The 23,779-nt window shown below is 41.9% G+C and carries 21 protein-coding genes; 11 read left to right on the forward strand and 10 right to left on the reverse strand.

Annotated features, from left to right (window positions below; all coding sequences use genetic code 11):
* Positions 1–21: 21 nt before the first annotated feature.
* From P1X15_RS07680 to P1X15_RS07695, 4 genes are all read left to right on the forward strand, one after another.
* Positions 22–1,119, forward strand: coding sequence for an SO2930 family diheme c-type cytochrome (locus P1X15_RS07680; RefSeq protein ID WP_277337564.1), 1,098 nt, complete (start codon positions 22–24; stop codon positions 1,117–1,119).
* 578 nt (positions 1,120–1,697) lie between these two features.
* Entirely contained in the window at positions 1,698–2,186 is a 489-nt protein-coding gene (locus tag P1X15_RS07685; RefSeq protein WP_277337565.1) for a hypothetical protein, read from the forward strand.
* A gap of 2 nt (positions 2,187–2,188) precedes the next feature.
* Positions 2,189–2,545, forward strand: a complete 357-nt coding sequence (locus P1X15_RS07690; RefSeq protein WP_277337566.1) for a DUF4180 domain-containing protein — start codon at positions 2,189–2,191, stop codon at positions 2,543–2,545.
* A gap of 23 nt (positions 2,546–2,568) precedes the next feature.
* Positions 2,569–3,000: a nucleoside 2-deoxyribosyltransferase gene (locus P1X15_RS07695; RefSeq protein WP_277337567.1), complete on the forward strand. Its 432-nt coding sequence runs from the start codon at positions 2,569–2,571 to the stop codon at positions 2,998–3,000.
* A gap of 50 nt (positions 3,001–3,050) precedes the next feature.
* On the opposite strand, the gene P1X15_RS07700 is transcribed toward P1X15_RS07695, so the two are convergent.
* The gene (locus tag P1X15_RS07700; protein WP_277337568.1) at positions 3,051–3,296 is read right to left on the reverse strand and encodes a hypothetical protein; all 246 of its coding nucleotides are present in this window, start codon (positions 3,294–3,296) and stop codon (positions 3,051–3,053) included.
* A 281-nt stretch (positions 3,297–3,577) separates the two neighbouring features.
* Between P1X15_RS07700 and P1X15_RS07705 the strand changes: the two genes are divergently transcribed.
* From P1X15_RS07705 to P1X15_RS07720, 4 genes are all read left to right on the forward strand, one after another.
* Positions 3,578–4,819 carry a sensor histidine kinase KdpD gene (locus P1X15_RS07705; protein ID WP_277337569.1) on the forward strand — a complete coding sequence of 414 codons (1,242 nt, stop codon included), beginning with the start codon at positions 3,578–3,580 and terminating at the stop codon, positions 4,817–4,819.
* Between the two features lie 21 nt (positions 4,820–4,840).
* Entirely contained in the window at positions 4,841–5,557 is a 717-nt protein-coding gene (locus tag P1X15_RS07710; protein ID WP_277337570.1) for a response regulator transcription factor, read from the forward strand.
* Between the two features lie 56 nt (positions 5,558–5,613).
* Entirely contained in the window at positions 5,614–6,201 is a 588-nt protein-coding gene (locus P1X15_RS07715; protein ID WP_277337571.1) for a Crp/Fnr family transcriptional regulator, read from the forward strand.
* A gap of 81 nt (positions 6,202–6,282) precedes the next feature.
* Complete coding sequence (locus tag P1X15_RS07720) at positions 6,283–7,050, forward strand: carboxylesterase (RefSeq protein WP_277337572.1); 768 nt, start codon at positions 6,283–6,285, stop codon at positions 7,048–7,050.
* 60 nt (positions 7,051–7,110) lie between these two features.
* Here the strand turns inward: P1X15_RS07720 and P1X15_RS07725 are convergent, their stop codons facing one another.
* Positions 7,111–10,305: a caspase family protein gene (locus tag P1X15_RS07725; protein ID WP_277337573.1), complete on the reverse strand. Its 3,195-nt coding sequence runs from the start codon at positions 10,303–10,305 to the stop codon at positions 7,111–7,113.
* 172 nt (positions 10,306–10,477) lie between these two features.
* Here P1X15_RS07725 and P1X15_RS07730 point away from each other — a divergent pair, with 172 nt between their 5' ends.
* Together P1X15_RS07730 and P1X15_RS07735 are read left to right on the forward strand one after the other, a co-directional pair.
* Complete coding sequence (locus tag P1X15_RS07730) at positions 10,478–11,326, forward strand: ChbG/HpnK family deacetylase (protein WP_277337574.1); 849 nt, start codon at positions 10,478–10,480, stop codon at positions 11,324–11,326.
* A gap of 91 nt (positions 11,327–11,417) precedes the next feature.
* Positions 11,418–13,565, forward strand: a complete 2,148-nt coding sequence (locus tag P1X15_RS07735) for an alpha-L-fucosidase (protein ID WP_277337575.1) — start codon at positions 11,418–11,420, stop codon at positions 13,563–13,565.
* 169 nt (positions 13,566–13,734) lie between these two features.
* Here P1X15_RS07735 and P1X15_RS07740 read toward each other — a convergent pair whose 3' ends face one another.
* From P1X15_RS07740 to P1X15_RS07775, 8 genes are all read right to left on the reverse strand, one after another.
* A complete protein-coding gene (locus P1X15_RS07740; RefSeq protein WP_277337576.1) occupies positions 13,735–14,937 on the reverse strand; it encodes an acyltransferase in 1,203 nt (400 codons plus the stop codon).
* Between the two features lie 463 nt (positions 14,938–15,400).
* Complete coding sequence (locus P1X15_RS07745; protein ID WP_277337577.1) at positions 15,401–16,258, reverse strand: DUF4261 domain-containing protein; 858 nt, start codon at positions 16,256–16,258, stop codon at positions 15,401–15,403.
* 78 nt (positions 16,259–16,336) lie between these two features.
* Positions 16,337–16,858, reverse strand: a complete 522-nt coding sequence (locus P1X15_RS07750) for a hypothetical protein (protein WP_277337578.1) — start codon at positions 16,856–16,858, stop codon at positions 16,337–16,339.
* A 109-nt stretch (positions 16,859–16,967) separates the two neighbouring features.
* Positions 16,968–18,260, reverse strand: a complete 1,293-nt coding sequence (locus P1X15_RS07755; RefSeq protein WP_277337579.1) for a serine hydrolase — start codon at positions 18,258–18,260, stop codon at positions 16,968–16,970.
* Between the two features lie 92 nt (positions 18,261–18,352).
* Positions 18,353–19,699, reverse strand: a complete 1,347-nt coding sequence (locus P1X15_RS07760; protein WP_028666593.1) for a Gfo/Idh/MocA family protein — start codon at positions 19,697–19,699, stop codon at positions 18,353–18,355.
* Between the two features lie 204 nt (positions 19,700–19,903).
* Complete coding sequence (locus tag P1X15_RS07765) at positions 19,904–20,842, reverse strand: formylglycine-generating enzyme family protein (RefSeq protein ID WP_277337580.1); 939 nt, start codon at positions 20,840–20,842, stop codon at positions 19,904–19,906.
* Between the two features lie 236 nt (positions 20,843–21,078).
* Positions 21,079–21,813, reverse strand: coding sequence for a ComF family protein (locus tag P1X15_RS07770; protein ID WP_277337581.1), 735 nt, complete (start codon positions 21,811–21,813; stop codon positions 21,079–21,081).
* 32 nt (positions 21,814–21,845) lie between these two features.
* Positions 21,846–22,673 carry a phytanoyl-CoA dioxygenase family protein gene (locus P1X15_RS07775; protein ID WP_277337582.1) on the reverse strand — a complete coding sequence of 276 codons (828 nt, stop codon included), beginning with the start codon at positions 22,671–22,673 and terminating at the stop codon, positions 21,846–21,848.
* Between the two features lie 143 nt (positions 22,674–22,816).
* Between P1X15_RS07775 and P1X15_RS07780 the strand changes: the two genes are divergently transcribed.
* Positions 22,817–23,683, forward strand: a complete 867-nt coding sequence (locus tag P1X15_RS07780; protein ID WP_277337583.1) for an AraC family transcriptional regulator — start codon at positions 22,817–22,819, stop codon at positions 23,681–23,683.
* Positions 23,684–23,779: the final 96 nt, after the last annotated feature.

Below are 23,779 nucleotides of genomic sequence, written 5' to 3' on the forward strand. Positions count from 1 at the left end.
TAATAACTGTTTTCAAATTTTATGTTTAAATCAAAACTCATCTGGTTATCGCTCGTAATGATAACAGTAGGTTGGTTATACAGTTGTAGGGTTCAAAATAGCTTAACGGCGCACCCTTCCCAACTGAATTTTAGCGAATTTCCCCTTAAAAAACTCTCAGAATACGGTTTTTATAAAGGAGAATTAAAACAATTGTCCCCCAACGACAACGTACTCGAATACGAACCCTCCGCAACGTTGTTTACCGATTATGCCTTTAAAAAACGCTTTGTTTGGATGCCCGAGGGTACATCGGCGACATTTGACGTGAGTCAGCCCAACGAACCGCTGGATTTTCCTGATAAAACAATTTTGGTCAAAAATTTCTACTATCCTCAAGATTTCTCTAAACCGACGGGCGAACGTCGTATTCTTGAAACGCGTCTGTTGGTAAAAGACCAAGGAACGTGGAAAGCCTATCCCTACCGCTGGAAGGACGACCAAACCGAAGCCGATTATAAAATAACGGGTGAAACGATTCCCGTAAACTGGAAAGACGAAGCAGGGCAAACACACCAGATAAATTATGCCATTCCCAACAAAAATCAGTGCAAAAGCTGCCACAATCGGAAGGACGTTTTTATGCCTATTGGGCCAAAAATCAAGCAGTTGAACCACGAACTTGCCTACCAAGACGGAAAAGAAAACCAGTTGGCACGTTGGCAAAAAGTGGGGTATCTGAAAGCCAAAGCCGAAGACATTGCGAAAGTAGTACCGTTGGTAAGCATGAATGATGCGAAGGCGTCACTCAATGACCGTGCGAGATCGTATTTGGATGTCAACTGCGGGCATTGCCACCATGCCAATGGTCCCGCTTCTACGTCGGGTTTGTACCTAAATTACGAAGAAAAAGACCCGTTTCATTGGGGGGTGTTGAAATCGCCTGTGGCAGCGGGGATGGGGGCAGGGCCTTACCGATTTGACATAAACCCAGGCAAAGGAAAAGAATCCATTCTTACCTACCGCATGAATTCGGTGCATCCGGGGGTAATGATGCCCGAAATTGGCCGAGTGAGCATCCATAAAGAAGGCTTAGCGCTGATTGAGCAGTGGATTGATGGGTTGGAGAAGGGGAAGTAGAGAAGGAATATTATTTCTCTTATTGTGCTTCCTGTTGGCGTCGGAGACACAACACCATTTTTGACCCAAATTAAGATTTGGGTCAAGTCACCGCTCGTCCCGACATGATGTCGGGACGAAAAAGGCATAAAGTCTCCGACTTTATGATAGATTAGAAAAAAAACAACAATAAGAAGACACCGAATCTTGACCCAAAAGTCTGATTTTTAAACAGTTAAATGAAGCCTTTTTTCGGACTGTAAAGATAGAAGTTCAACGAGTTATGGAAGAATAAAGACAATTTTTGTGCTTGGCGTTGGAGACGCAGCACCATTTTTGACCCAAATCATAGTTTGCGTCAAGCCTTACCCATTTCGTTCCGACATGATGTCGGGACGAAATGGGTAAGGCTTGCTTACAATTACAGGGAAGGCTACAGTTGTTTTGAGTTTATTAGATTTTTGGCTTTGAAAGCTTGTACATGTATATGAAAAAGGTATATTTTCGTATACTCAACACACAACGCTACCTCCATGAAAATTCATACCGTCATTTCCGCGCTAATACTGTCATGTTGTTTAGCATGTCAACAAACCCGTTTGCCCTCTTTTCAAGAAGAGCAAATGAAAATGATTGAGGAGTTTAGGGAGCAATTTTCAGGAACTTGGCAGATTAAACAAGTCCAAATCAAACACAGTGAGCTTGTTGATATAAACTACCCTACGGGAATTACCACTGATACCTTGCTTCAAAATCTAGCGACGTTACATATCCAACCCGCTACTCAGCAATCAGATGACCGCCTCTTGACTCTTGAAGGTACACTACTATTTCGAAATCAAACCATTCCCCTTCATATCCAATTCTATCCATACACTTCCAAAGAAGCACTTTCGCAAGGGGTGGTCTCCATTAATTTAGGGCTTTCAAAAACAAATTCTGCCCTACCACAAGCCGAAATGAGCTACCTGACTACCATAGGATTTTTGGGCGAGAATTTTTCTATTAATACTATTCCAAAACAACCTACCATGACTTGGCAAGGCCTCAATCGAGCTATAATAGATGCTAAACTTCTTAAAATATAAGAATGACCATCACAGCCCATGAAACCAACGGCTTAAAAATCGCCGAACTCATCTCTGACAAATTACTCATCCAAACCCACGAAGACGGTCTAAATCTATTAGGTGATTTGTACTACCAAGGATTTGACAAAATCATCTTGTATGAGCATAACATCACGCCTGATTTTTTCGACCTCAAAAACGGATTGGCGGGAGAAATCCTCCAAAAATTTTCTAATTATCGAATGAAATTGGCTATCGTCGGAACCTTCTCCAACTACACCAGCAAAAGTATCCGTGATTTTATGTATGAAAGCAATCAGAGCCAACTTGTGCATTTTGTAGGAACCTTATCCGAAGCTTTGAGTAAGACTTCCTGACTACTATTTTCATCCTCACTCTCATGACGGCCTACATTGCTATCAGTTTTGGACAAAGACATCAGCTCGACCACCAACTCGCTACAATTGTTGAAGTACTGCGCAAATTCAATATCCAAGCTCATGTTTTTGTTGACCGCTACCACTTCGATTCTACGCAAGAACAAGAAATGATGCAGCAAGTGATGACCGACATCAACAACTGCGATATATTATTGGCCGAAACTACCCACAAAGGCATCGGAATTGGGATAGAAGCAGGATACGCCAAAGCCCAAAACAAACCTGTCGTTTATTTACGGCAACACACAGCCGAGCATTCTACTACATTATCAGGTATCAGTGATTATCAAATTATTTATGAAAGTACTGACGCCTTAATCACGCAGCTCTCCCTCGTACTTAGTAAAATCATAGATAGACAAAATGATGATTTTACACAAAAACCGTCTTGATAAGCAATTGAAAATCACCTACCAAGACGGTTTTATTTCATTTCAGAAGCTTACTTCAACTTAGCCAAAGCAGTGCTTTCAGTCTTTGTTTTAGTTGCTTTTTTGTTTTTGGCTGCAGTTTTAGTGCAAGATGTCTGACAATCTTTGTCTTCTGCTTTAGCCACTTTAGCTGAAGCCTCTGTTTTGTCACAAGTAGACTTGCAGCATTTTTTGTCGCAGTTAGGATTAGATTGAGCATAGATTTCGGTAGCTACAACTCCTGCCAAAAGCAAAACTGAAAAGAGGACTTTTTTCATGATTGATAATAGTTAATTAGTAAAACATTGATTTATTTGACATTACAAAGGTACAAACCATACCCTCAGCAAGGTGTCATCTGAATGTTACTCACTTGTTATAGAGTTGTTATTGTAGTGCAAGATTCGTGCTAGAGATGTTATTTTTGTATAACTACTTAGCCCTAAGCAATAAGCTGTAAGCAGTAGGTATTTTTTATGAGGTTTTTAGACAAATCAAAACCCTTTTTAATAAAAAGCTTATGGCTTACGGCCTAAAGCATATTGCTAAGTAATGTATTATGAAGATTCAGCGAAATAATCTATCAATCATTCTGATTGCATCGGCACTGGGTGTAGCGGCACTGGCAGTGGTACAAGTCATCTGGATGCGACATTCATGGCAATTGTCAGAAGAGATTTTTAGTCAACGCGTATCGATGGCACTTTGCTCTACCATCAAAACCTACAAAGGAGGAACCTTGTGCGCTGGCGGCAAATGCGCTGTTACGGGCACCTCGGGCAATCTAGCCCTTAAAAATGTATCTCATCTTCCCGTTGGATTGGTTGACAAGCCCGACTTCCGAGCCGAGCTTGACAAAACGCTGCTTTTTTATCAAATTGATGCAGGCTATCAATTAAGTCTTTCTCGTACAAAAAAATGCCAACCTGACGTATACCAAACCGCCGTTTTGCTCCCTTCACTGGGAGACAACGAAGCTTACTTGAGTATGCGTTTTCCAAATAAAAAAACATTCATCCTCAAAAGTATGAATGTCATGATGCTAGCCACGGCCCTTATTCTGTTTTTCATTACGGCAGTGCTTTTGTTTGTAAATTGGTCATTGATGAAACAAAAACGGCTTCTGCAAACCAACGTAGATTTTTTCAATAACATGGCGCATGAGTTTCGGACCCCCCTTAGCAACATAGGCTTGGCAGTAAATATGTTAACAAAAAAACACAACGAACTCAAAGACAGCCGCTTAGTAGACGTGATACGCCAAGAAAACAAACTACTGTTGCAGGAAGTAGAGCGCGTTTTACATTTAGCCAAAGTCGAAAATGGAGATTATGTACTAGAAAAGGAACTCCTTTCGATTGAAACCATTCTACAAACAGCCGTAAACGGAATGTCCATGCCTCTCACTACTCATCAAGCAAAGATTACTTTAGAAGGAATCCCGCAGCATACCAATGTTTTAGGAGACAAACAACACCTTGTAAATGTATTTAGAAATTTGATTGATAATGCCCTCAAATACTCTAAAGAGCGACCGGTCATTCATATTTCGGCCAAAACTGAGACTAAAGGAATCGTAGTGACTGTGCAAGACAATGGAATCGGTATCCCTGCCGAGCATCGAGCACTAATCTTTGAAAAATTTCAACGAATACCCCAAGGCAATCAACATACCCAAAAAGGCTTTGGGCTGGGTCTAGCTTACGTTAAAAGTATGATTGAATTACACAAGGGATTTGTCTGCGTAGGCAGCGAAGAAAATCGCGGTAGTCGATTCGAGATTTTTCTCCCAACGGTCTGATTCTCCCAATTTAAAACAAAAATGACAGCCATTCCTAAAATACTACTCGTTGAAGATGACTTAAGTATGGGTTTTCTACTGAGCGAATTCCTAGAAGACAACGGTTTTGAAGTTAAATTGTGCCGTGATGGTGAAAGTGGCTTAGCAGCCCTGCAAAGAAATAACTTTGACTTATGTATACTAGATGTGATGATGCCCAAAATGGACGGTTTTGCACTTGCACAACAATGCCAAGCTCATACTCCCTCTCCTCCTTTTTTGTTTTTGACGGCACGGTCACTTAAAGATGACAAACTCAAAGGTTTCGAACTTGGAGCCGAAGATTATATCACCAAACCTTTTGACGAAGACGAACTACTCTGTCGCATCAAGGTTTTATTGCGTCGTCAAATTGCAAGGTCTGCCATACCTACCCAACAGTATTTTACACTCGGAGCATATACGTTCAACTATGCAAGACAAGAACTTTCTTTTGGTACTGAAACTTGGCGACTCACCGAAACCGAAAATGAAGTATTGAAATTGCTATGCCAACACCAAAATCAAATCCTACGCCGTGACGAAGCCGTCGAACAAATCTACGGTAAGAAAGATTATTTCTTAGGCCGTAGTTTCGATGTCTTTATTTCTAAACTCCGCAAAATGCTCCAACACGACTCGCGTATAAGCATCGACAATGTGTTTCGGGTAGGGTTTATTCTCAACATTACAGCCGAATCGCCTGTTTCAGACTCATAACGCCATTTTTTTATCACCAACCAAAGTATTTTTATTATCTTGTGGTAAAAAATACAATGACAGAAATAGACAAATTGCAATACGCTTTACAGCAATTTGCAGGTATCACTCCCGAAGAATTCGCATTATCAACGCCTTATTGGAAATACAAAACCTACAAAAAAGGCGAATTTTATAACCTTCACCGCAACATCTGCAAAGATTTGGGGTTTGTCACTTCGGGCGTGTTTCGTTCTTATACCGTCAATGAAGAAACAGGCGAAGAAAAAAACGTCTTTCTTTATTCTTCTAATGGCTTTGTGGTAAGCTTCAAGAGCTTTGTAAACCAAATCCCCTGCGACTATCATACCCAAGCCCTGACCGACGCCAGTATTATTTACATCAATATCCTTGACCTGATTTCTTTATATCAACAATCCCACCAATGGGAAACCTTTGGGAGGCTCCTAGCTCAAGAAGCCTTCAATGTCACGATGACCCGCCTAGAAGGATTCTTGTTCAAATCGCCCGAAGAACGCTATCTTGATTTGGTACGCCAACATCCCGATATTTTCAACAATGTGCCACTCTATCATATTTCTTCCTATTTAGGGATTCAAGGGCCTTCATTGAGCCGCATCCGAAAAAGAATTTCTCGTCAATAATTCGATTTTAACTTGGGTTAAAATTATTGACAGTAGTAGGTGTGACCTTTGTATCATCAAAACACAAAAACACTTACTATCATGAAATCTTCAAACACAATCGTACTTATTCACGGACTATTTGTTAACAACACAAGCTGGGCACAATGGAAAGCTTATTTTGAAGCACAAGGCTACAAAGTATATACGCCAGCCAACCCCGGACATGAAGGCATCCCCGCCCAACTCCGCACCAACATCCACCCTGACCTTACCAAAACAAGCTTTGAAGATGTGGTGATGAATATCGTCAAATTGATTGATACTTTACCCGAAAAACCTATCGTCGTGGGGCATTCTTTGGCAGGTTTGGTAGTTCAGAAACTCATCGAAATGGACAAAGCCGTAGCGGGAGTAAGTATCGACGGTGCGCCTCCAAAAAATATACTAGCTCCTTGGGCTACCATCAAAATGGTACTGCCAGTGGTTAATATTTTCAAAGGTAGTACGCCTTATTTAGGCACTAGAGAATGGTACCACCGCGCTTTCTTCAACAATTACTCACGCGAAGAAAGTGACCTTTTATATGACAAAATTGCAGTACCCGAAAGTAGAAAAATTGCATGGGGTACACTTCTTGATTCATTTGCTAATATCAACTTCAAAAAACCGCACAATCCACTCCTGTTTATTGGAGGCTCAAAAGACAACATCTTTCATTCGACCTTTACCAAACGCATCGCAGCTTCCTATAAAGACCCCAATAGTATCGTGGACTTCAAGGAATTTGAAGGCAAAAGTCACTTTATCGCAGGCGAAAAAGGTTGGGAAGAAGTAGCCGAGTATGTATTAAACTGGATAAAAAAATAATTATTTAAAAACCCAGCGCTCCCCCTTCTGTTAGATTTATCTACGGAAGGGGGCTTATTTTTATATCCCTTCCCCTATGGCCTTTTCCAATGCCTCTACTGAAGTAGGCTCTACAAAATAATTGAGGTGATGACAAGCCAGCTCATAGGTAGGACTGTTACGGACTTTAAAGATATTTTCTAAACTAACCGCAATATCATTGTCCTCATCCTTATACACCCATTCGCCCACTTGTGCTAGTACTTTTTCCATAAATGTATTACTATCATTTGTCACTAAATAAGCCTCTAAATTTCCCCCAAATACTACGTAAGGAATCGTTGGAGGATGACCTTCGTTCAAATCTTGAATAAAACTATCTTCAGCGCTCATTTGGCTCAATGCCTTAAGTAATACATCATTGGTTCCTTTCAGAAAACCCGACAAAAAGCCCGTCACTGCCCCTACTTGGGGTGGAAAAAAGCGAGTTCCGAAGCCCAATACTATCGCCGCCCAATTGATATAACCTGGCACATCGCCAAACTTGCTACCTCCGTTGGGCGTACCTGCCATGATGAGTTTGTCCACAAAATCGTCACCTGCCAAGCGTTCTATCATGTACCTCGCCACTAGTCCTCCCATCGAATGAACGACTAAAACCAGCTTCTTGTCGTCTTCTTTACCAAACCCTACTGCTTGGAGTTTTTTCTTCAAAATACGCGCATTTTCTTCAATGGGCGTGTTCAGGTTTTCGTAGTCGTAAGTCAGTACCAAATCGTAGCCTTTGGTGGTAGCCATGCGGAAAGTTTCCGCCATTTCTTCGGTATCGCCAATGATACCATGAATCAGAAGTAAAATTTTATCGGCTTTTTCGATTTTCTCCTTCAAATCCTCAGAAACTCGTTTGGCTTTGTCGGCATCACTATAATCTACCCAACGTAGCAGCTGCGTCTCCCCTTTAAAACCTATCTTTTTGGCAAACTTTACTACTACCATTCTAAGCGCCGAGCCCAAACTACGGGTTTTAGCGGCTTCTATTTCATCAGGAATATGCGTGATTTCCAACCTAAGATTACCTTGTTGGTCGATAGTGGTTTTCCCCAAAGGCAAAAAATCCTCCCCGTCAAAAAACATAGGCAAACTTACTTCCTCTTCTTCCGTGGTTTGTACCGTTACTACCAACGGATTCTCAATCAGCGTTTCTTGATTTTGGATATCACTAATTTCCAAAATAGTTTTATCTTCAATTCCTTTTGCGCCTTCTTCCAAACTCACAATTTGGTAGTAAGGATTCGTACGAAAATAGTCGTCTCGAATCGCTAACTCACTCACAGTCCGAGTACTAGTACTAAGTGGCGCCCAATTTGTATTTCCTCTAAACGAAGGATGCGGTTGGATTTCGATACCTTTACCCATAGCAATTGGCTCTTGCCCGGCTATTTCTTTACCTTTTCGCACCACACGCACCGTAGTGGTTTTGGTAAACCAATCAGATTTTTTGTTTCCGCCAATCCCTTTTCCTAAACTACGTGAAGCATCAATGAGGCCGCCCATTTCTAACCCTTCTTGCTCAAACAAAAAAGTATCAATCGGCTCGCTCGACAATAGGACTTTGAAAGTATCTATTTCTTCGTCGTTTCCATCTGTTAGCGTAAAAGTATTCTCTATCAAAGTGAGTTGTTGGCCTGCGCCAATCGTTTGAAAGTCTAAGGCGAACACCTGAATCCCATAGTCTGGCGACAGGTATAGCAGCGCGGTATACCATTTTTGTTTGGTATTATTGACAAGTTTTATTTCAAACGGAATATCTTCATCTTCAAAATCAAGGGTAATCGTCGAGGCGTTGAGGGAATTGATTTGATTGTTTTGTTGAATCTCAAAAGTCAAATCAAAACTTTCTTCTGTTAACTTAGTTTTGGGATTTTTTAAAGCTAACAACCGATGCCAACGCGCCAAAGGCTGCAACGCATTCCAGACTAGAACTGCCGCATTACTCCCCAAAGCGTATTGAATGAGTTTTCCTGTGGAGGGCTGATAAATCCCCCATTGCACCTCTTCCATTTTTACTTCTACCGAAGCAGCGGCGGGCGTTTCTACCCATACGATGCCCGACTCAAGGGTACTCACGCTCTCCATCAAGGTTTTGGTTTCGGCCTCTGCATATACATAAAATGGACTTAACGCCAGTGCGTTTGTAGGCTCTCCCCAGTAGACTTTCTCCTTATCTAAAGTTTTAGGTTCGGCTTCAAGAGCACTATTAGTAAGACCTAACTCCTTCACTTTCGCTGTTCCAAGGGCGTTTTCTTCGGCAGCATTTTCAAAGATTTTAATCTCCATTTCTTGTCCCAATGTAGGTTCTAGTCCCCTATCTGCTCCTAATTCAACTTTCCATTGAAAACTGACTTTATCAAAAACCACTTGATACCTTCCCAATATCCTGTCTGTTGTGGGTTGTCCCAAAAATCCCTGACGCGCACTACTATTGCCAAGGGTTTCCAACTGAGGCGTTTGATTTCTTAGCTGACTTTTGATAGCCGCTCGCACTTGCACAAACAAATCGGCGTATTGGATTCGGCCTGCATTCTTATTCAAAACTTTCAATAAAGCCTTCGTAAATTGTCCTTCACCTTGGGCTTCCCAGGCCCGTTCGGTGCGCTCACAAGCTGCCAACAATAAGTGACTGGAGGCAGGCACTACCAACGAGTCGCGCTTTAGGTAAGCTCCTTCCAAATAACTCTCCAAGGGGCGAGGCTCGTTACTCCCACTCGTAAAACGTGGTTGTAATTGCATAAACTCTTCGATTTCACGCGTGACAGAACCAGCATGACACGAATCCGAAATCACCACCAAGTGAGGCTGATTTTGCGCGATTTCTTCCAGCAAAAGCGCAATTTCCTTGTCGGCCAAATCATATTTCCCCGCTTCACGACTATCGTATAGCACCCATGTTTGTTCTTTTGCATCGGCAGTAAACTTCTGAAAATCAGGAGCAGTTATCCCTTCAGAGCCATGACCAGAGTAATACACCAAGGCCACATCTCCCGTTTTAGCTTGCGTAAGGTGATTTTTGAAGCCTACAATCACATTTTCACGCGTGGCTTGGGCGTTGGTCAATGTCATTATTTGGGTTTCGTCGCGCAGCAAATCTTTGTAATAAGTCGTTAAGAAAGTCTGCATTTGCGCCACATCATGGAGGCAAGCCTGAAGAGGGCGAATAGAAGCGACCGAGGCAGGGCTGTAATCGTTGATACCAATGAGAAGCGCAAAGAGTTTCATTTTAATTTTTGAATTAATACGCACAAGTGACAAGTTTTCCGAATTTGACTACGGATTATTTCTTTTAAACCAAAGTAAGATTTGACTACGTTAAAAACAAACATCCTTTGACTTTATTATCAAGCGGCAAACCGCCCTCAATGCTTTGGTCACCCCCTCACCCAAAAATCTTATGAAAGCCTTCTTTTTATTCCTTTTTTTGACAACCCATCTGGCTTTTTCACAAGTTTCCAACGACATCCGCCTCATCGTTCGCTCCGACGACATTGGGTTTTGTCATACTGCCAACGACGCCTGTATCAAAGTATATACCGACGGTATCAGCCGTTCGGTGGAGATTCTGGCTACCGCACCTTGGTTTATGGAAGCCGTCAAGCTTCTAAAAAATCATCCACAATACGATGTAGGCGTGCATCTTTGCCTTACTAGTGAATGGGAAAACCTGAAATGGCGTCCTCTCACTCATGCCCCAAGCCTAACGGATGCCGACGGCTATTTCCCGCAGTTTATTTGGGAAAACAAAAATCTCAAAAACAGTGCTTATTTACTCCAAAAAACCATCAATATCGCCGAAGTTGAGCGTGAATTTCGTGCCCAAATTGAACACGTTAAAAAATACATTCCTTGGGCTAGCCACCTGACGGCTCACATGGGCTGCACCAATGCCAATGCCGAAGTAAAAGCCCTGACCGAAAGACTCGCGGCAGAATATCATCTGCCTATTCAACTCCCTAAAGGGGCCATCGGCGTAAAAGGGTTTGGCGGAGCCACCAAATCACCCGAACAAAAAGAACAAGACCTTGTCAATATTCTTAAAAACCTCGGCCCCGGTACTCACTATCTGGTAGAGCATCCCGGCTACGATAGCGGCGATATGAAGGGCGTCGGCCATGTAGGTTATGAAAATGTCGCCTATGACCGCGAAGGCGTAACAAGAGCCTTCACGAGTGCCGCCGTCAAAAAAGTGATTGCCGAACGCAATATCAAATTAGTAAGTATCAAAGAAGCTTTACAGCCTTAAGCGTATACACACCTTGTACTTGTGAAGAGTATGTATGAAATAAGCCTGAAAAGTACCGACGTTAACCATTCATTAATCTCTTTTTGTATTCATGATTCACTCATTCTCAAAATTCCACCCATCCAAACTTCTTTTTTTACTCAGCCTTTTACTTTGTTGTAAAACGAGCATAGGTCAAAAAACAGCCTCGCCTGTTCCCTATGGCGTCACTCCTAGCGAACGCCTACTTGCGTGGCATGAATTAGAATTTTATGGCTTTATTCACTTCACTATCAATACCTTTACGGATAAAGAATGGGGCTACGGCGACGAGTCACCTACTTTATTTAATCCTACTCATTTTGATGCCGACCAAATCGTCTTGAGCATGAAAGCGGCAGGGATGAAAGCCATCATTCTCACCGCCAAGCACCACGACGGTTTTTGCCTTTGGCCTACCAAAACTACGGAGCACAACATCACCAAAAGTCCTTGGAAAAATGGGAAAGGCGACGTAGTACGCGAAATCTCCGACGCGTGCCGCCGCCACGGTCTCAAATTTGGGGTATATCTTTCGCCTTGGGATCGCAACAACGAACACTACGCTACGCCTCACTATGTCAACACCATTTTTCAGAATCAGCTACGCGAGTTGCTGACCAATTACGGCCCCGTATTTGAAGTATGGTTTGACGGTGCCAACGGTGGCGATGGGTATTATGGTGGCAAACGCGAAGAGCGCAAGATTGACCGCATTACGTACTATAACCTCGACGAACTTTGGAACGTCATCCGCCCTCTTCAGCCAATGGCTTGTATTTTTAGCGATTTGGGGCCAGAAATACGGTGGGTAGGCAACGAATCGGGCGTAGCTGGCGAAACTTGTTGGCCTACCTATACCCCCAAAGGCCGCGAAGACATCAATAAGCCCGGCCTTGGCCAAACGCGCTATGAAGAAGGGCAATTTGGCACCCGCGACGGCAAATACTGGATTCCTGCCGAGTGTGACGTTTCGATTCGTCCGGGCTGGTTTTATCACGAATCCGAAAACAATCGCGTGCGATCGGTCGAAAATCTGGTCAATCTCTACTTCAAAAGCGTAGGACATGGCGCAAGTATGTTGCTCAATATCCCTCCCTCGCGCAAAGGCACCGTTTACCCCACCGACTCTATCACTTTAGCGCAAATGGGCAATTATCTCCAACGCTTATACGCTGTCAACTATGCCACAACTGCCAAAGTAAAAGCAAGCGCCGTCCGTAGTAGCGATAAAGCATTTGCCCCCGAAAATGTAAGAGACGCCGACCGATACAGCTATTGGGGTACACCAGACGGGGTCACCACGGGAGAAATCACCCTACAATTTTCCAAACCTACCACCTTCGATGTTGTTCGCCTCCGCGAAAACATCAAACTCGGCGTCAGAAGTGATGACTGGGAAGTATGGGCGCAAGTAAAAGGCCAATGGCAATTGTTTGGCAAAGGAACAGCGATTGGCGCAAGTCGACTAGTAAAAGGTCCCAAAGTAACAGCCGAAGCCATCAAAGTGAGCATTACAAAAGGCAAAGCTAGCATTTGTATCAGCGACATCGGGGTTTTTAATTCTCCCGAACTACCCAAAGAAAACCTGCCTGTCATTAGTCGCGACGAAAAAGGTCAGGTACATATTGTGGGCGAAAGTAAAAATGCGTCGATTGTTTATGAAAAAAATCGTAATGCCATTTCAGCCACTTCTACTCCTTACCAAGCACCTTTTTTAATGTCTGAAAGCGGAAGTGTGAGCGCTGCCTTCTTAAATAAAGACGGTAGTACAAGTCGTATCAGTACGGTCACTTTTGGTATTTTGCCCCAAAACTGGACACTCTACAAAAATCAAGCAACCCAAACAACGACCGATAATAAACAGTTGGCTTTGGATAACAATCCCAAAACGGTTTGGCTGGTAGACATCACCTCCCAAGGCACGGATGCTCTCATTTTGGATACCCAAAAAAACCAACTTGTCAAGGGGATTTCATACGTACCTGATCCCGCCAATGGGCAAGGGAATATCACCCACTACGCGCTCTATGGCAGCCAAAATGGTAATGATTGGCAACTTATCCAAGAAGGCGAATTTTCTAACATAGAAGCCAATCCACGCCCCCAACGCATCAATATTCCCAAGGACAAAGGCCAACTGCGCTATTTAAAATTAGTCCCCAAACGCTGGGTAGGCACTGGTCATCAAGTCAGAATCGCCGATTTACTATTGTTGTAATCTCCTCATTTTTAAGACACAAGACTTTCTAAGTAGAAGCTTAGAAAGTCTTTCTTATTTCTCTAGCGCCACCACATACGCTACAGTCAGAGGTTTAATTACGTGCCAAAAGCACACATGGTTTTTCATAACAAGAAGGATTTTAAATGAGTCTCAAAAAGGAAAAAGCCTAATGACTTACTACAAATGTTTTTTTGCCAAAGCGAGCATTAATCCACTGACGGGCTGGCACTTCTACAAAATTATAAGTAAACCACGACACCAATAGCGTAATCCCTATAAATACCAAACATATCACCCATCCTGTAAGCATATCGTAAGAAGGAGGTGGCCCTGCAGATGCGTTGGGCGTTGGCGGATTTAGATAAGCCATGATTGTGTAAATGGTATAGAGCAGCGGCTGATGCACCAAATAAATCGAAAACGACCAGTCGCCGATTCGCTGTAAAGGTACCGTACCAAAGAATTTGTCCATATTAGCACTTCCATAAGCCGCTGACAGAAGCATTAAAGGAAAAAATAAAACCGTAAATACATCGGGAACGGCAAAATGCAAACACATGCCTAAGCCCAACGCAAGGGCTAAGAAAGTATATCCATTTCCAAACAAACGCTTACCCTTATCTTCCAAATAGTATTGATAAACCACCATCCCCAATACAAATCCAAATAAGCAACGTAAAAATCCGTATTGATACGACACATTGATAGTTAAATCGGCAGGATTGACTTTGGTAAAAGCGATAGACTCTGGAACCGTCACTATAGGCACAATCACAAAGGTAATCAGTAAATAGCCACCAACGCAGCCTGCAATCATCAACAAACGCCCCCAAGAAGATAACTTTGAAAAGGGTTTTACCAAAAACGGAAATAGCATATACATCCACCATTCGGTACTGATAGACCATGAGGCGTTGTTCCAAGTAAACCACTCATTGACATTCATACTATGCAGCAGCAACAAGTGACTTGGAATCGTGGCCCAATCGTTGCTAATGGCATTCATAGGGTTCAAATCTATCCCCCCAGCCGCAATAAACACCAACTGCAACAAGACACAGTAAAGAAGTGTCACAAAATGTAAGGGATAGACTCGCGCAAAACGAGCAATTGTGAAACGTTTGAAGTCTTTTTTGTGTACCGATTCGGCAAACCATTGTCCATATACGTGATACATGATAAATCCACTCAGTACAAAGAAAAAATCGACCATCAAATACATACGCGTAAAAAGCAGGGAGTCCTTAAATTTTAGGAGCATATTGCCCCCACCGCCCACCATCAAATCTACATGAAACATGACTGTTAATAGGGCTGCGATACCCCGAAGCGGAGTCAAATTGGACAGATAGGGAGTTGAGTTATTCATTATGAGAAAGGGTAAAAAGTTGTTATACAGAACTAGGTAACTTTGAGAATATCAAACCATTACCCACCCTTTCTTTCTAAAAATAACATCCCCTATACAAGCGCAGGTAACCAATCAAATGTAGCAAATAAATACTAACACTTAATTGAATATTGAGCAAGCGGTTGGTTTTTGTTTAAATCAGTACATACCAAACCACTTTCAAGCCAAACTATCTCTATATCAAACCATTAATTTATTCACTAGTAGAAAGTATAGCAGCAAAAAGTTGGTAGGGCAATAATTATTGAAGCCTCAATTGACATAAACCTAAGTTGATAAAAGGAGTACTGTGAATGCGCTCTTCGTCCAAAGATTGCAGTTTTACAAAAACAACCTTATGTGCTGTCTTTAGCTTCTATTCATTCAAATTTAGCAATCTAACTTTTATCAATTATCATACGTTTCTAAACAAGGATTCCCCTCAATTGGGTAAAATTCTCACTCCCAAACGCGCCGGTTCTACAGTAGTTTGGGTGTATTGTGTTTTCCAAACGGGGTTCTTACCTACTCCTTGCACTGTAGTATTGCTTCGGATGGTATCGCCTGTGTCAAAAATATAATAAGCAATTTGCATTAAAACTTCCGCGATTTCGCCAGGATCATAACCCGAAAAAATACATTCAAAATCAGGAAGCCCGTAGATATGCAAACCAATCGAATCCATTAAAATTTCGTTTTTAGAGCCACTTATATTAAACATCCTAATATTCAAAACTCCCTCTAAAATAGCAGGATGCGTATCCGAAAGTGCACTTAAATAATCATTGGCTGCTAGTAATTTATCACTGCCCTTAAAATAAATTGCGGCAGGAGTAGTGGCTTTTACTACTGCCCTGATAAATTTTTGGAAATACTCCAATCTTGCTTGATGAGGAAGTGTCCTCGACATCAAATCGGTCAAATTAATTTCAAATTTGCATTTTCCTACTACTTCTTCCGCCTCTGACCAATGCCACGACTGCATAAACGCTGAATGAAAGCGACTAATTTCCAAATCTTTGTTAACCTCAATAATCACCCCTTGCGCCGGAACAGTCGCATCCGTGAGCTGGAGCGTATAATCTGGAAAAAAGAACACCAGCGAATCATCTTCATTGGTAGTATCTACATTTTCAAATAGTAGTTTTAATTCTTCTAAAATACGACCTTTATCAAGGATTGGTTTAGTTTCAAAAAGCAAACTAACAAACTGAATTTGAGGCTCATTGGCTACCAATTCATTATTTGGTGTGTCTTCTTTTTCGGTTTTTTTACTTTTTAAAAATTCAAACAATCCCATATATTTATCTAGTTAATACCGTTATGACTAAAAATCAACAATTAGGTAAATTTACTACCTTACAGAAAATCTACCTTTTCAAGGTTCATAATAAAAAATCTCTGGATAGTTTTCTAAAGTTGATTCAAGGTCTGAGTCGGCGTACTCAAAGGAAAGCCACTCAATGTTTTCTAAACCTATAATTTCGGCAAATATGTAGTCCCCTCCATCAGCCTCATCTGGATTATCGACCTCAAAAAGTTCTTTTAAAACTTCTTTTTTATCGTCATCTAATTGCAACTCAACACTAAACTCCTCAAAATTAAGCCTTTCGTTGCTAATTTTAAATCCTTCAAAATAGTCTTGTATGTCATAATGTGATATTAAATTTGCATCCCTATACAAATCAAATCCCCAAAATAGGGCATCATTTGTTCGGATAAATTCTAAAAGCAAACCTTTATTAAACTGCGTCAATATCTCTCTTTCTGCCACCAATATTGTAATCCACCCATTCACAGGCGGAATAAGATAACCCTTCAAGTTAGCATTTTTTAATAATATTTTTGCGTCTTCTATATTATCAGATTTAAGATGAAATTGATTGCTAAAATCGCTCATGTTACAATATGTTTAAAGATTTATTTTTGCAGGAATTTTATTTAATTTTCACTTTGCAATGATAGTGCTTTAGTATCTAAATCACAAAGAACAATTGATAATTCCCCCCTCAATTATCTATATCTTTTACAAGCGGTCTATCGTCTGATACGCGTTTTTCGTAGGATATTTGAAATCGACTTAAATCAGGCTTGAATTTACGCGTCCGTTTTAATTCATGCTCATAAATTACTTTTCCCAATTGGTACAAAAAGGGATGTCCTACGGTTTGGTATTCGTATTTATTGTCGTTCAGAATACCATCGCTATTGACATAAATAGTGGCAGCTAACATGTATTCTATTTTGTTTTTAAAATCTGCTACATAAGAGGCATCCGTCAAAAAACCATACGACCAGCCCACTTTATTGAAAACCCTTACGCCATCGGGCAGTTGCCGCTGTAGGCTATCTCGAAAAAAGAATTTGACATAACTATCATAATATTCCTTTCCGTCGTATTTGGGATAATTGGTCTCACCCGGAAATTGAGAAAGGTATTGATACAAAAAAAGATAGTCATCTTCGGTCAAATCAAAACGTTGTTTGGCTTTCATCGACTCCGGAAACATCACCGACTTTAGGATTTGTTGAAAAGCTTCCAGGGGAAGTTTGTTGCGAGTCGTAAAATCAATAGGCGCATTGATGAGGCTATCTTTGGCATCCCAATGCCCCTGCCCTACTTTGGCGATACGTCTAAAATCAAAAGCATCGTTATTGTAAGCGGCAGGTTGGGCATAAATCACCGAGCTATCTCCTCTCAAAAATCGTACAGGATTGGTATGACGATTTTCGTCGGGAGTCATTCTTACAAAACGGTGCGTAATGCGGGTGTCAAGATATCCTTTGGCATGAAGCGCGCGATTGGTGGTTTGTTGACCCACAAACTCATACATCCGATTATAGGCATCGTTGTCGCTTACTAGCAACGCCTTTTTGATAAAATGCGCAATCGACGGTAGGCCGTTAGGCGAGGTAGCATCTTTCCAAAGTTTGGTTTGCCCACCAAAAGCACTGTCAAATTGCATGGAGGTAAATTTGTTTATCTGCGGGAGTCGCAATTGATTGAGTTTTTCCAAAGACAACAACGCCAAGGGCAGCTTGACCGTAGAGGCAGGATTGAAATACAAAGTGCTATCGACATTGAAATAGTAGTTTTTGAAGGAAGGCACATTGTTTTTATCACGGTCGATTTGGGTATAAATAATTTGGAGGCGGTAGGTTTCGGGCTGCCGGATTACTTCCTGAAAAACAGGATGAGGGTTGTGAGCAAAGAGCTGTGACAAAAAAGCATCGGTTCGAGCTTGGGCTTTTGTTTCGGACAATCCACTAACAGTAAGCAAGAAAAGTATAATTTTTCGCATAGTTTGTTGAAGATAAAGTGCTACCAAACAAAATCAGAGCTGATGATTGGGTATCACCAGCTCTGATTGATTATACTGAATATTATAAAGGATTAAACCACAATGGTCTTACCAGGTACGGCTACGGGATAGTATCCATCCGAGCCTGGAAGAAGCTTAGGAAGAGCATCCCAAGCTAATTTTTCGGGGAATAAGCTAATATTAGAATTAAGTGCTTCGTCCCATTTCACGACTTTGCCCGAGTAAGTAGCCATACGTCCCATAATGGAGGTCAGAGTACTTTTGGCGCCATTTTCGGCATCGGCAAATTTATATTCCCCTTTGGCGATTGCTTCAAAAAGCTCATCGTGTTCTACTTGATAAGGGTTACGATCGCCTTTGCCTTCGTGGGCATACAATACTTTTCCGCCTTTATAAGCTTTAAGGACAGTATTGTTTCCGTTGAAACTATCGATACGGCCTTTGGTTCCCAAAAACTGCTCATCTACTTTGCTGTAAGTACCTTCGTAGTGGCGGCATTGGCTATTGATAAGGGTACCGTCAGCATAGGTAAAGTCAACGATATGGTGGTCAAAAATCTCACCAAATTCTTTGCCATTACGTACTTGGCGGCCACCTGTTCCTTGAGCTGATACGGGGTATCCTTGCTTCGCCCAGTTGGCTACGTCGATATTGTGAACGTGTTGCTCAGTGATATGATCTCCGCAAAGCCAGTTGAAATAGTACCAGTTACGCATTTGGTATTCCATTTCGGTTTGGCCTGGTTTGCGGGGGTTGTTCCACACGCCGCCAGAAACCCAGTATACGCTACCACCCACGATATCGCCGATTTTACCGTCATGAATACGGTTCATAGCTTCGCGGTAGTTGCGCTGATAGTGGCGCTGAAGCCCTACCACTACGTTAAGTTTTTTGCGTTTTGCTTCTTCTGCCGCCGCCAATACTTGGCGAATACCCGGCGCATCAGTAGCTACGGGTTTTTCCATGAAGATGTGTTTATTTTGACGAACAGCCTCTTCAAAGTGCCCGGGACGGAAGCCTGGAGGCGTTGCCAAAATCACTACATCAGCTAGAGCAATCGCTTGTTTGTAAGCATCAAAACCCACAAACATACGATCTTTAGGGACATCTACTTTTGAGTTGATATCGATTTCGGCACCTGCGCCGTCTTTGTATTTACGTTTGGTAAGGGCATTGTAAGCACCTTCTACACGATCAGCAAAGGCATCTGCCATTGCTACCAATTTCACATTTTGGGTAGTACTCAAAGCCTGAGCAGCAGCGCCTGTTCCACGACCACCACAACCCACAAGAGCTATTTTGATAGTGTCATTGACGGAATTGTGATACCCGTAAGAAGAAAAAGGAAGACTACTCAACAAAGCTCCTCCCGTGAGAAGGCTTGAAGTTTTGAGGAACTCTCGGCGATTGGTTTCCATGTTTACAAAAAAGGTTTATGGATTTATACTGTGGATTAATGAATATGTTGAAAATGTAGAAATCGTTAGAGACTTTCCAAGTTTATAAATCTACACTTGGAAAGTCTATTATCACAAAGGCAAAAAGCCCTAGAGTCTAATCATCTGACTACTTCAATTTAATACAAAAAAAATTGACAATCAACTCTTTAACGCCCCCTCCGATTAATAATCTTCGATAAGTGGTGGATTGTAGTAAGCCGCGATTTCTTCTTTAGAAGGAGGTGTAGCGGGGCGCACAATCCTGAATCCCACAAAAGAAGCACTCGTCATCCACCATTCGCTCTTGGGGCTTTGGGGATCAATGATTTTCCACTCAGCTGCTGAAGGTACACGTGCTGCACTACGGGCTACGGTAGCATCATCATCCCATGAACCTCCCCTAACCGAGTTGGGATACAGTTCTTTCACTTTGGGATAAGCTTCATTTACTTCTCCTTTGGCTTTTTTGGTGTAATAATCCTTGTAATATTGGTCTATTGTCCATTCCATGACGTTTCCGTGCATATCATAGAGTCCCCAAGGATTAGGTTTTTTGGTACCTATTTTTTTATAACCTCCTCCACTATTGCTTTTATACCAAGCATACTCACCGAGTTGCTTTGGATCATCTCCAAACGAATAAGCAGTGGTAGTACCTGCACGGCAGGCATATTCCCACTCAGCTTCGGTAGGAAGGCGATAAAAAACGCCCGTTTTTTCATAAAGCCATTTGCAGAAATAAATAGCGGCGTATTGTGTCATATTGATAGCAGGATAACCCGAGCGGCCCATCCCAAACGACATATCGACATAAGCCGCGCTTGGGCGTGTACTTCCGTCGGTTTTGGCAAGGCTATTTTCAGGATCTGGAAAACGCTTGGCCATTTCGATTTCAATATTTTTGGTGGTAAACAAATCGTAAAAATCCCACGTGATTTCGTATTTTCCCATCCAAAACGGCTCAATTTTCACTTTGTGCTGTGGCCCTTCGTCATCTTTACGCCCTTTTTCTTTCTCAGGGCTTCCCATCATAAACTCCCCTCCTTTGATAGCGACCATGTCGTATTTTATGTCACTTCCCGAAATAGCTTGCGTATAGTTTTCAAATTTCGTTTGAGCCATTGCTGACCCACAGATGGCCCAGAATAGTAGTGATTTTTTTAAAAATTGCATTTTTTGTGAATAGTGAAATAACTGAAAAAGAATTTAGAACCTGAAATATACCGCAAAACAACGAATTTCTTCGGTTCAAACGACAATAATCTAAGTTTTACTATTCAAAATGCCATTTTTATTTGACAAGTAGCAACTAATTTTGCAAGACAAACCATATAAAATCTTCAAATAAGTATATTTCATCAATAGGCCGCCGCAATAGTAATGATTATAACTTCTTTGGCACCAGCATCCAATACCGTCGCAGCTGCAGATTCCAGTGTAGAACCCGTCGTCAATACATCATCAATGAGAGCGATGGATTTATTCTGCACTAAATCAGGCTTTATCACTTCAAAAATACCTGATACATTCTCAAAACGTTGGAGTCGGGTTTTATGGGTTTGGGTTTCGGTAAACTTCCCTCTTAAAAGTACTTCTGCTGACCACGCTATTTTGGAAGTAGACGATAGTCCTTCGGCCAATAAATCGCTCTGGTTGTACCCTCTTTGCTTTTTCTTTCGCTCATGCAAAGGTACTGGCACCAACAAATCCAAACCCTGACTCACGCCCGATTCAAACAGTTCCTGCCCGTACAATTGCCCCAAAGTAAGCCCCACTTCTGACCGATTGCGGTATTTGAGCTGATGAAGGAGACGTTGGACGCGCCCAGCTTTTTCAAACTTCAAAAAAGAATACACAGCCCTCACGGGTACTTTGCCCACAAATTTATTTTCTAGCGTCTTAATCGAAGTGAGATGAGAGTTGGTGCGGGGCAAGTTGGCTCGGCATTTTGTACAGATAACACCCTCATTTCCTACCAATTGACTTTGACAGGATGCACATGGGTTTGGATAAAACAAATCCAGTAAATCATGCCAATAGAGGGTCAATTTGGTAGCAAAAGCCATAAGATTGGTTTTTACAAGAGGTGGCAAGTTTTAAAAAACTTGCCACCTCTAAATGAGGTTTAACGACTATACAATATTGGATTTAATGGGCTATCAGGCACACTTCCAACCGGCGAGGAAGCCAGCCATGTTTCCCAATCAGCCTGTTGAAAGCTGTTTTTAGGCTGAGTAATGCGCTGGTCTTTATCCATATAAATCATCGTCATCACTTTGCGGGGTTTAGTAGAGAGATTGGCACCTGCCCGGTGAAACAACCACCCTGCATGGTAACTTACCTCACCCAACTCAAAAGGTGTTTCGTTCAGATTAAACTGTGTCAATGATTGAGACATCAAAGCTTCACTTTCGTCACTAATTTCCAAGTCACGGCCAATCTCTACGGCTTGGCTTTTTTCGGCAAAAGCCAAAGGCCCCATATCCATTGGTGTCGCTTGCAATGGAATCCAAATGGTGACGGTTTTGGGAGATGCCAAAGGCCAATAAAACTGATCGGCATGCCATGGAGTAATACCTCCACTCGGTTCTTTGTAAAGCGCTTGGTCGTGATAAAGTCGTACCCCCTCTGCGCCCATGAGGTCGGCGGCGATTTGCGCCAAACGTTTAGAAAATACAAACTCTTTGGCGGTTTCGTCTTCTCGCCAGAGATTCATGATTTGCAAAAACGCCCGCTCATAAGTTGTGCGTTCTTCCATAGGTTTGGTGAGTTTGTTGAGCTTAAACACCAAATCCGTAATTACATCTCCATAGTAAGCCAACACCTCCGCACTAAGTACGTTTTTGAGTTTTACATATCCGTATTCTTGATAAAAAGCAATGGCTTCGGGCGAAACTACATAAGGAGTATTGAGTTCCTCTTTCAAAATAGTTGTATCAATTGTTGCTGGCATGATTAGTTGATTTTTTGCTTGAATGTTGATACAAAATAAGCTTATTTACCAAATCCAAAAATTCTCATTATTGATTAAAAAATGTGGTATTTTAGCTTAATTATTACAAGAGATAAATCTATCAAGCAAAAATTCTTCATTTTATGAAACCGCAGCTCGAAAAGCTCGCTCTCGAAGGACGTTTTTCTTATTTAGCACGCCATTTCAAACGTCCCAATTTCGACGCGCCTTGGCATTATCATCCTGAGTGGGAACTTACCTATATTATTGACAGCAGCGGACAGCGGTTTGTGGGCGATAGCATCGAGCCTTTTTTTGAAAATGATTTGGTATTATTGGCGAGTAATCTCCCCCATTTTTGGCGCAATAGTGATGACTACTATCAGTTTCCTTTCCAAAAATCGGCCGAAGCCATCGTGGTGCAGTTTCCTCAAAGTTTGGTAGACGATTTTTTTGAAAAAGTACCCGAATTTAGCGGTATTAGGCGGCTCTTGAATGAAGCAGCAAGAGGTATCAAATTTAGCAGTCAGGTCGCTACTATGGTCAGAGATGACCTTCTTCGCCTTCCTACTCTTCCAGATGGTGAGCGTTTTGTAGCTTTTATGCACATTTTACTAATGCTCAGCCATGATAGCAGCGGCCAATTGCTAGCAAGTCAAGGTTACCAAATCACCCCTGATGAAGCCGATACAGAGCGGATGAAGCGTATTCTAGAATTTACATTAGCCCATTTTCAAGAAGATATCAAGTTGGAAGTCATTGCCGAAACCGCCCATTTGACTGTTCCGGCCTTCTGTCGATATTTTAAAAAGCGAACTCAAAAAACCTACGTTGATTTTTTGCAAGGCTTGCGAACAAGCCATGCCCGCCAATTACTCACTAGCTCAGAAATGAGCGTGGCGCAGATAGGTTTGGAATGTGGTTTTCAGAATCTATCCCATTTTCACCAAGTTTTCAAACGACACACAGGCGATTCGCCTCTTCAGTATCGTTTAAAAGTCCAACGCTAAGTTCCAGTTTTCATCTTGGTTTTTTATTTATTTGTGGTGTTCTGACCTCAGTGTGGCACAAAATTATATTTTCTTTTAAAGGTCATTGGAAGATTT

This window comes from Runella sp. MFBS21 (assembly GCF_029433105.1).
GTDB lineage: Bacteria > Bacteroidota > Bacteroidia > Cytophagales > Spirosomataceae > Runella.

What these genes read in the sequence shown, in the direction of transcription:
- P1X15_RS07695 (WP_277337567.1), top strand. Translation starts at nt 2,569, where the DNA reads ATGACGGCCTACATTGCTATCAGTTTTGGACAAAGACATCAGCTCGAC.
- P1X15_RS07740 (WP_277337576.1), bottom strand. Translation starts at nt 14,937, where the DNA reads ATGAATAACTCAACTCCCTATCTGTCCAATTTGACTCCGCTTCGGGGT.
- P1X15_RS07775 (WP_277337582.1), bottom strand. Translation starts at nt 22,673, where the DNA reads ATGCCAGCAACAATTGATACAACTATTTTGAAAGAGGAACTCAATACT.
- P1X15_RS07760 (WP_028666593.1), bottom strand. Translation starts at nt 19,699, where the DNA reads ATGGAAACCAATCGCCGAGAGTTCCTCAAAACTTCAAGCCTTCTCACG.
- P1X15_RS07765 (WP_277337580.1), bottom strand. Translation starts at nt 20,842, where the DNA reads ATGGCTCAAACGAAATTTGAAAACTATACGCAAGCTATTTCGGGAAGT.
- P1X15_RS07690 (WP_277337566.1), top strand. Translation starts at nt 2,189, where the DNA reads ATGACCATCACAGCCCATGAAACCAACGGCTTAAAAATCGCCGAACTC.
- P1X15_RS07720 (WP_277337572.1), top strand. Translation starts at nt 6,283, where the DNA reads ATGAAATCTTCAAACACAATCGTACTTATTCACGGACTATTTGTTAAC.
- P1X15_RS07725 (WP_277337573.1), bottom strand. Translation starts at nt 10,305, where the DNA reads ATGAAACTCTTTGCGCTTCTCATTGGTATCAACGATTACAGCCCTGCC.
- P1X15_RS07705 (WP_277337569.1), top strand. Translation starts at nt 3,578, where the DNA reads ATGAAGATTCAGCGAAATAATCTATCAATCATTCTGATTGCATCGGCA.
- P1X15_RS07680 (WP_277337564.1), top strand. Translation starts at nt 22, where the DNA reads ATGTTTAAATCAAAACTCATCTGGTTATCGCTCGTAATGATAACAGTA.
- P1X15_RS07710 (WP_277337570.1), top strand. Translation starts at nt 4,841, where the DNA reads ATGACAGCCATTCCTAAAATACTACTCGTTGAAGATGACTTAAGTATG.
- P1X15_RS07745 (WP_277337577.1), bottom strand. Translation starts at nt 16,258, where the DNA reads ATGGGATTGTTTGAATTTTTAAAAAGTAAAAAAACCGAAAAAGAAGAC.
- P1X15_RS07700 (WP_277337568.1), bottom strand. Translation starts at nt 3,296, where the DNA reads ATGAAAAAAGTCCTCTTTTCAGTTTTGCTTTTGGCAGGAGTTGTAGCT.
- P1X15_RS07735 (WP_277337575.1), top strand. Translation starts at nt 11,418, where the DNA reads ATGATTCACTCATTCTCAAAATTCCACCCATCCAAACTTCTTTTTTTA.
- P1X15_RS07750 (WP_277337578.1), bottom strand. Translation starts at nt 16,858, where the DNA reads ATGAGCGATTTTAGCAATCAATTTCATCTTAAATCTGATAATATAGAA.
- P1X15_RS07715 (WP_277337571.1), top strand. Translation starts at nt 5,614, where the DNA reads ATGACAGAAATAGACAAATTGCAATACGCTTTACAGCAATTTGCAGGT.
- P1X15_RS07780 (WP_277337583.1), top strand. Translation starts at nt 22,817, where the DNA reads ATGAAACCGCAGCTCGAAAAGCTCGCTCTCGAAGGACGTTTTTCTTAT.
- P1X15_RS07755 (WP_277337579.1), bottom strand. Translation starts at nt 18,260, where the DNA reads ATGCGAAAAATTATACTTTTCTTGCTTACTGTTAGTGGATTGTCCGAA.
- P1X15_RS07730 (WP_277337574.1), top strand. Translation starts at nt 10,478, where the DNA reads ATGAAAGCCTTCTTTTTATTCCTTTTTTTGACAACCCATCTGGCTTTT.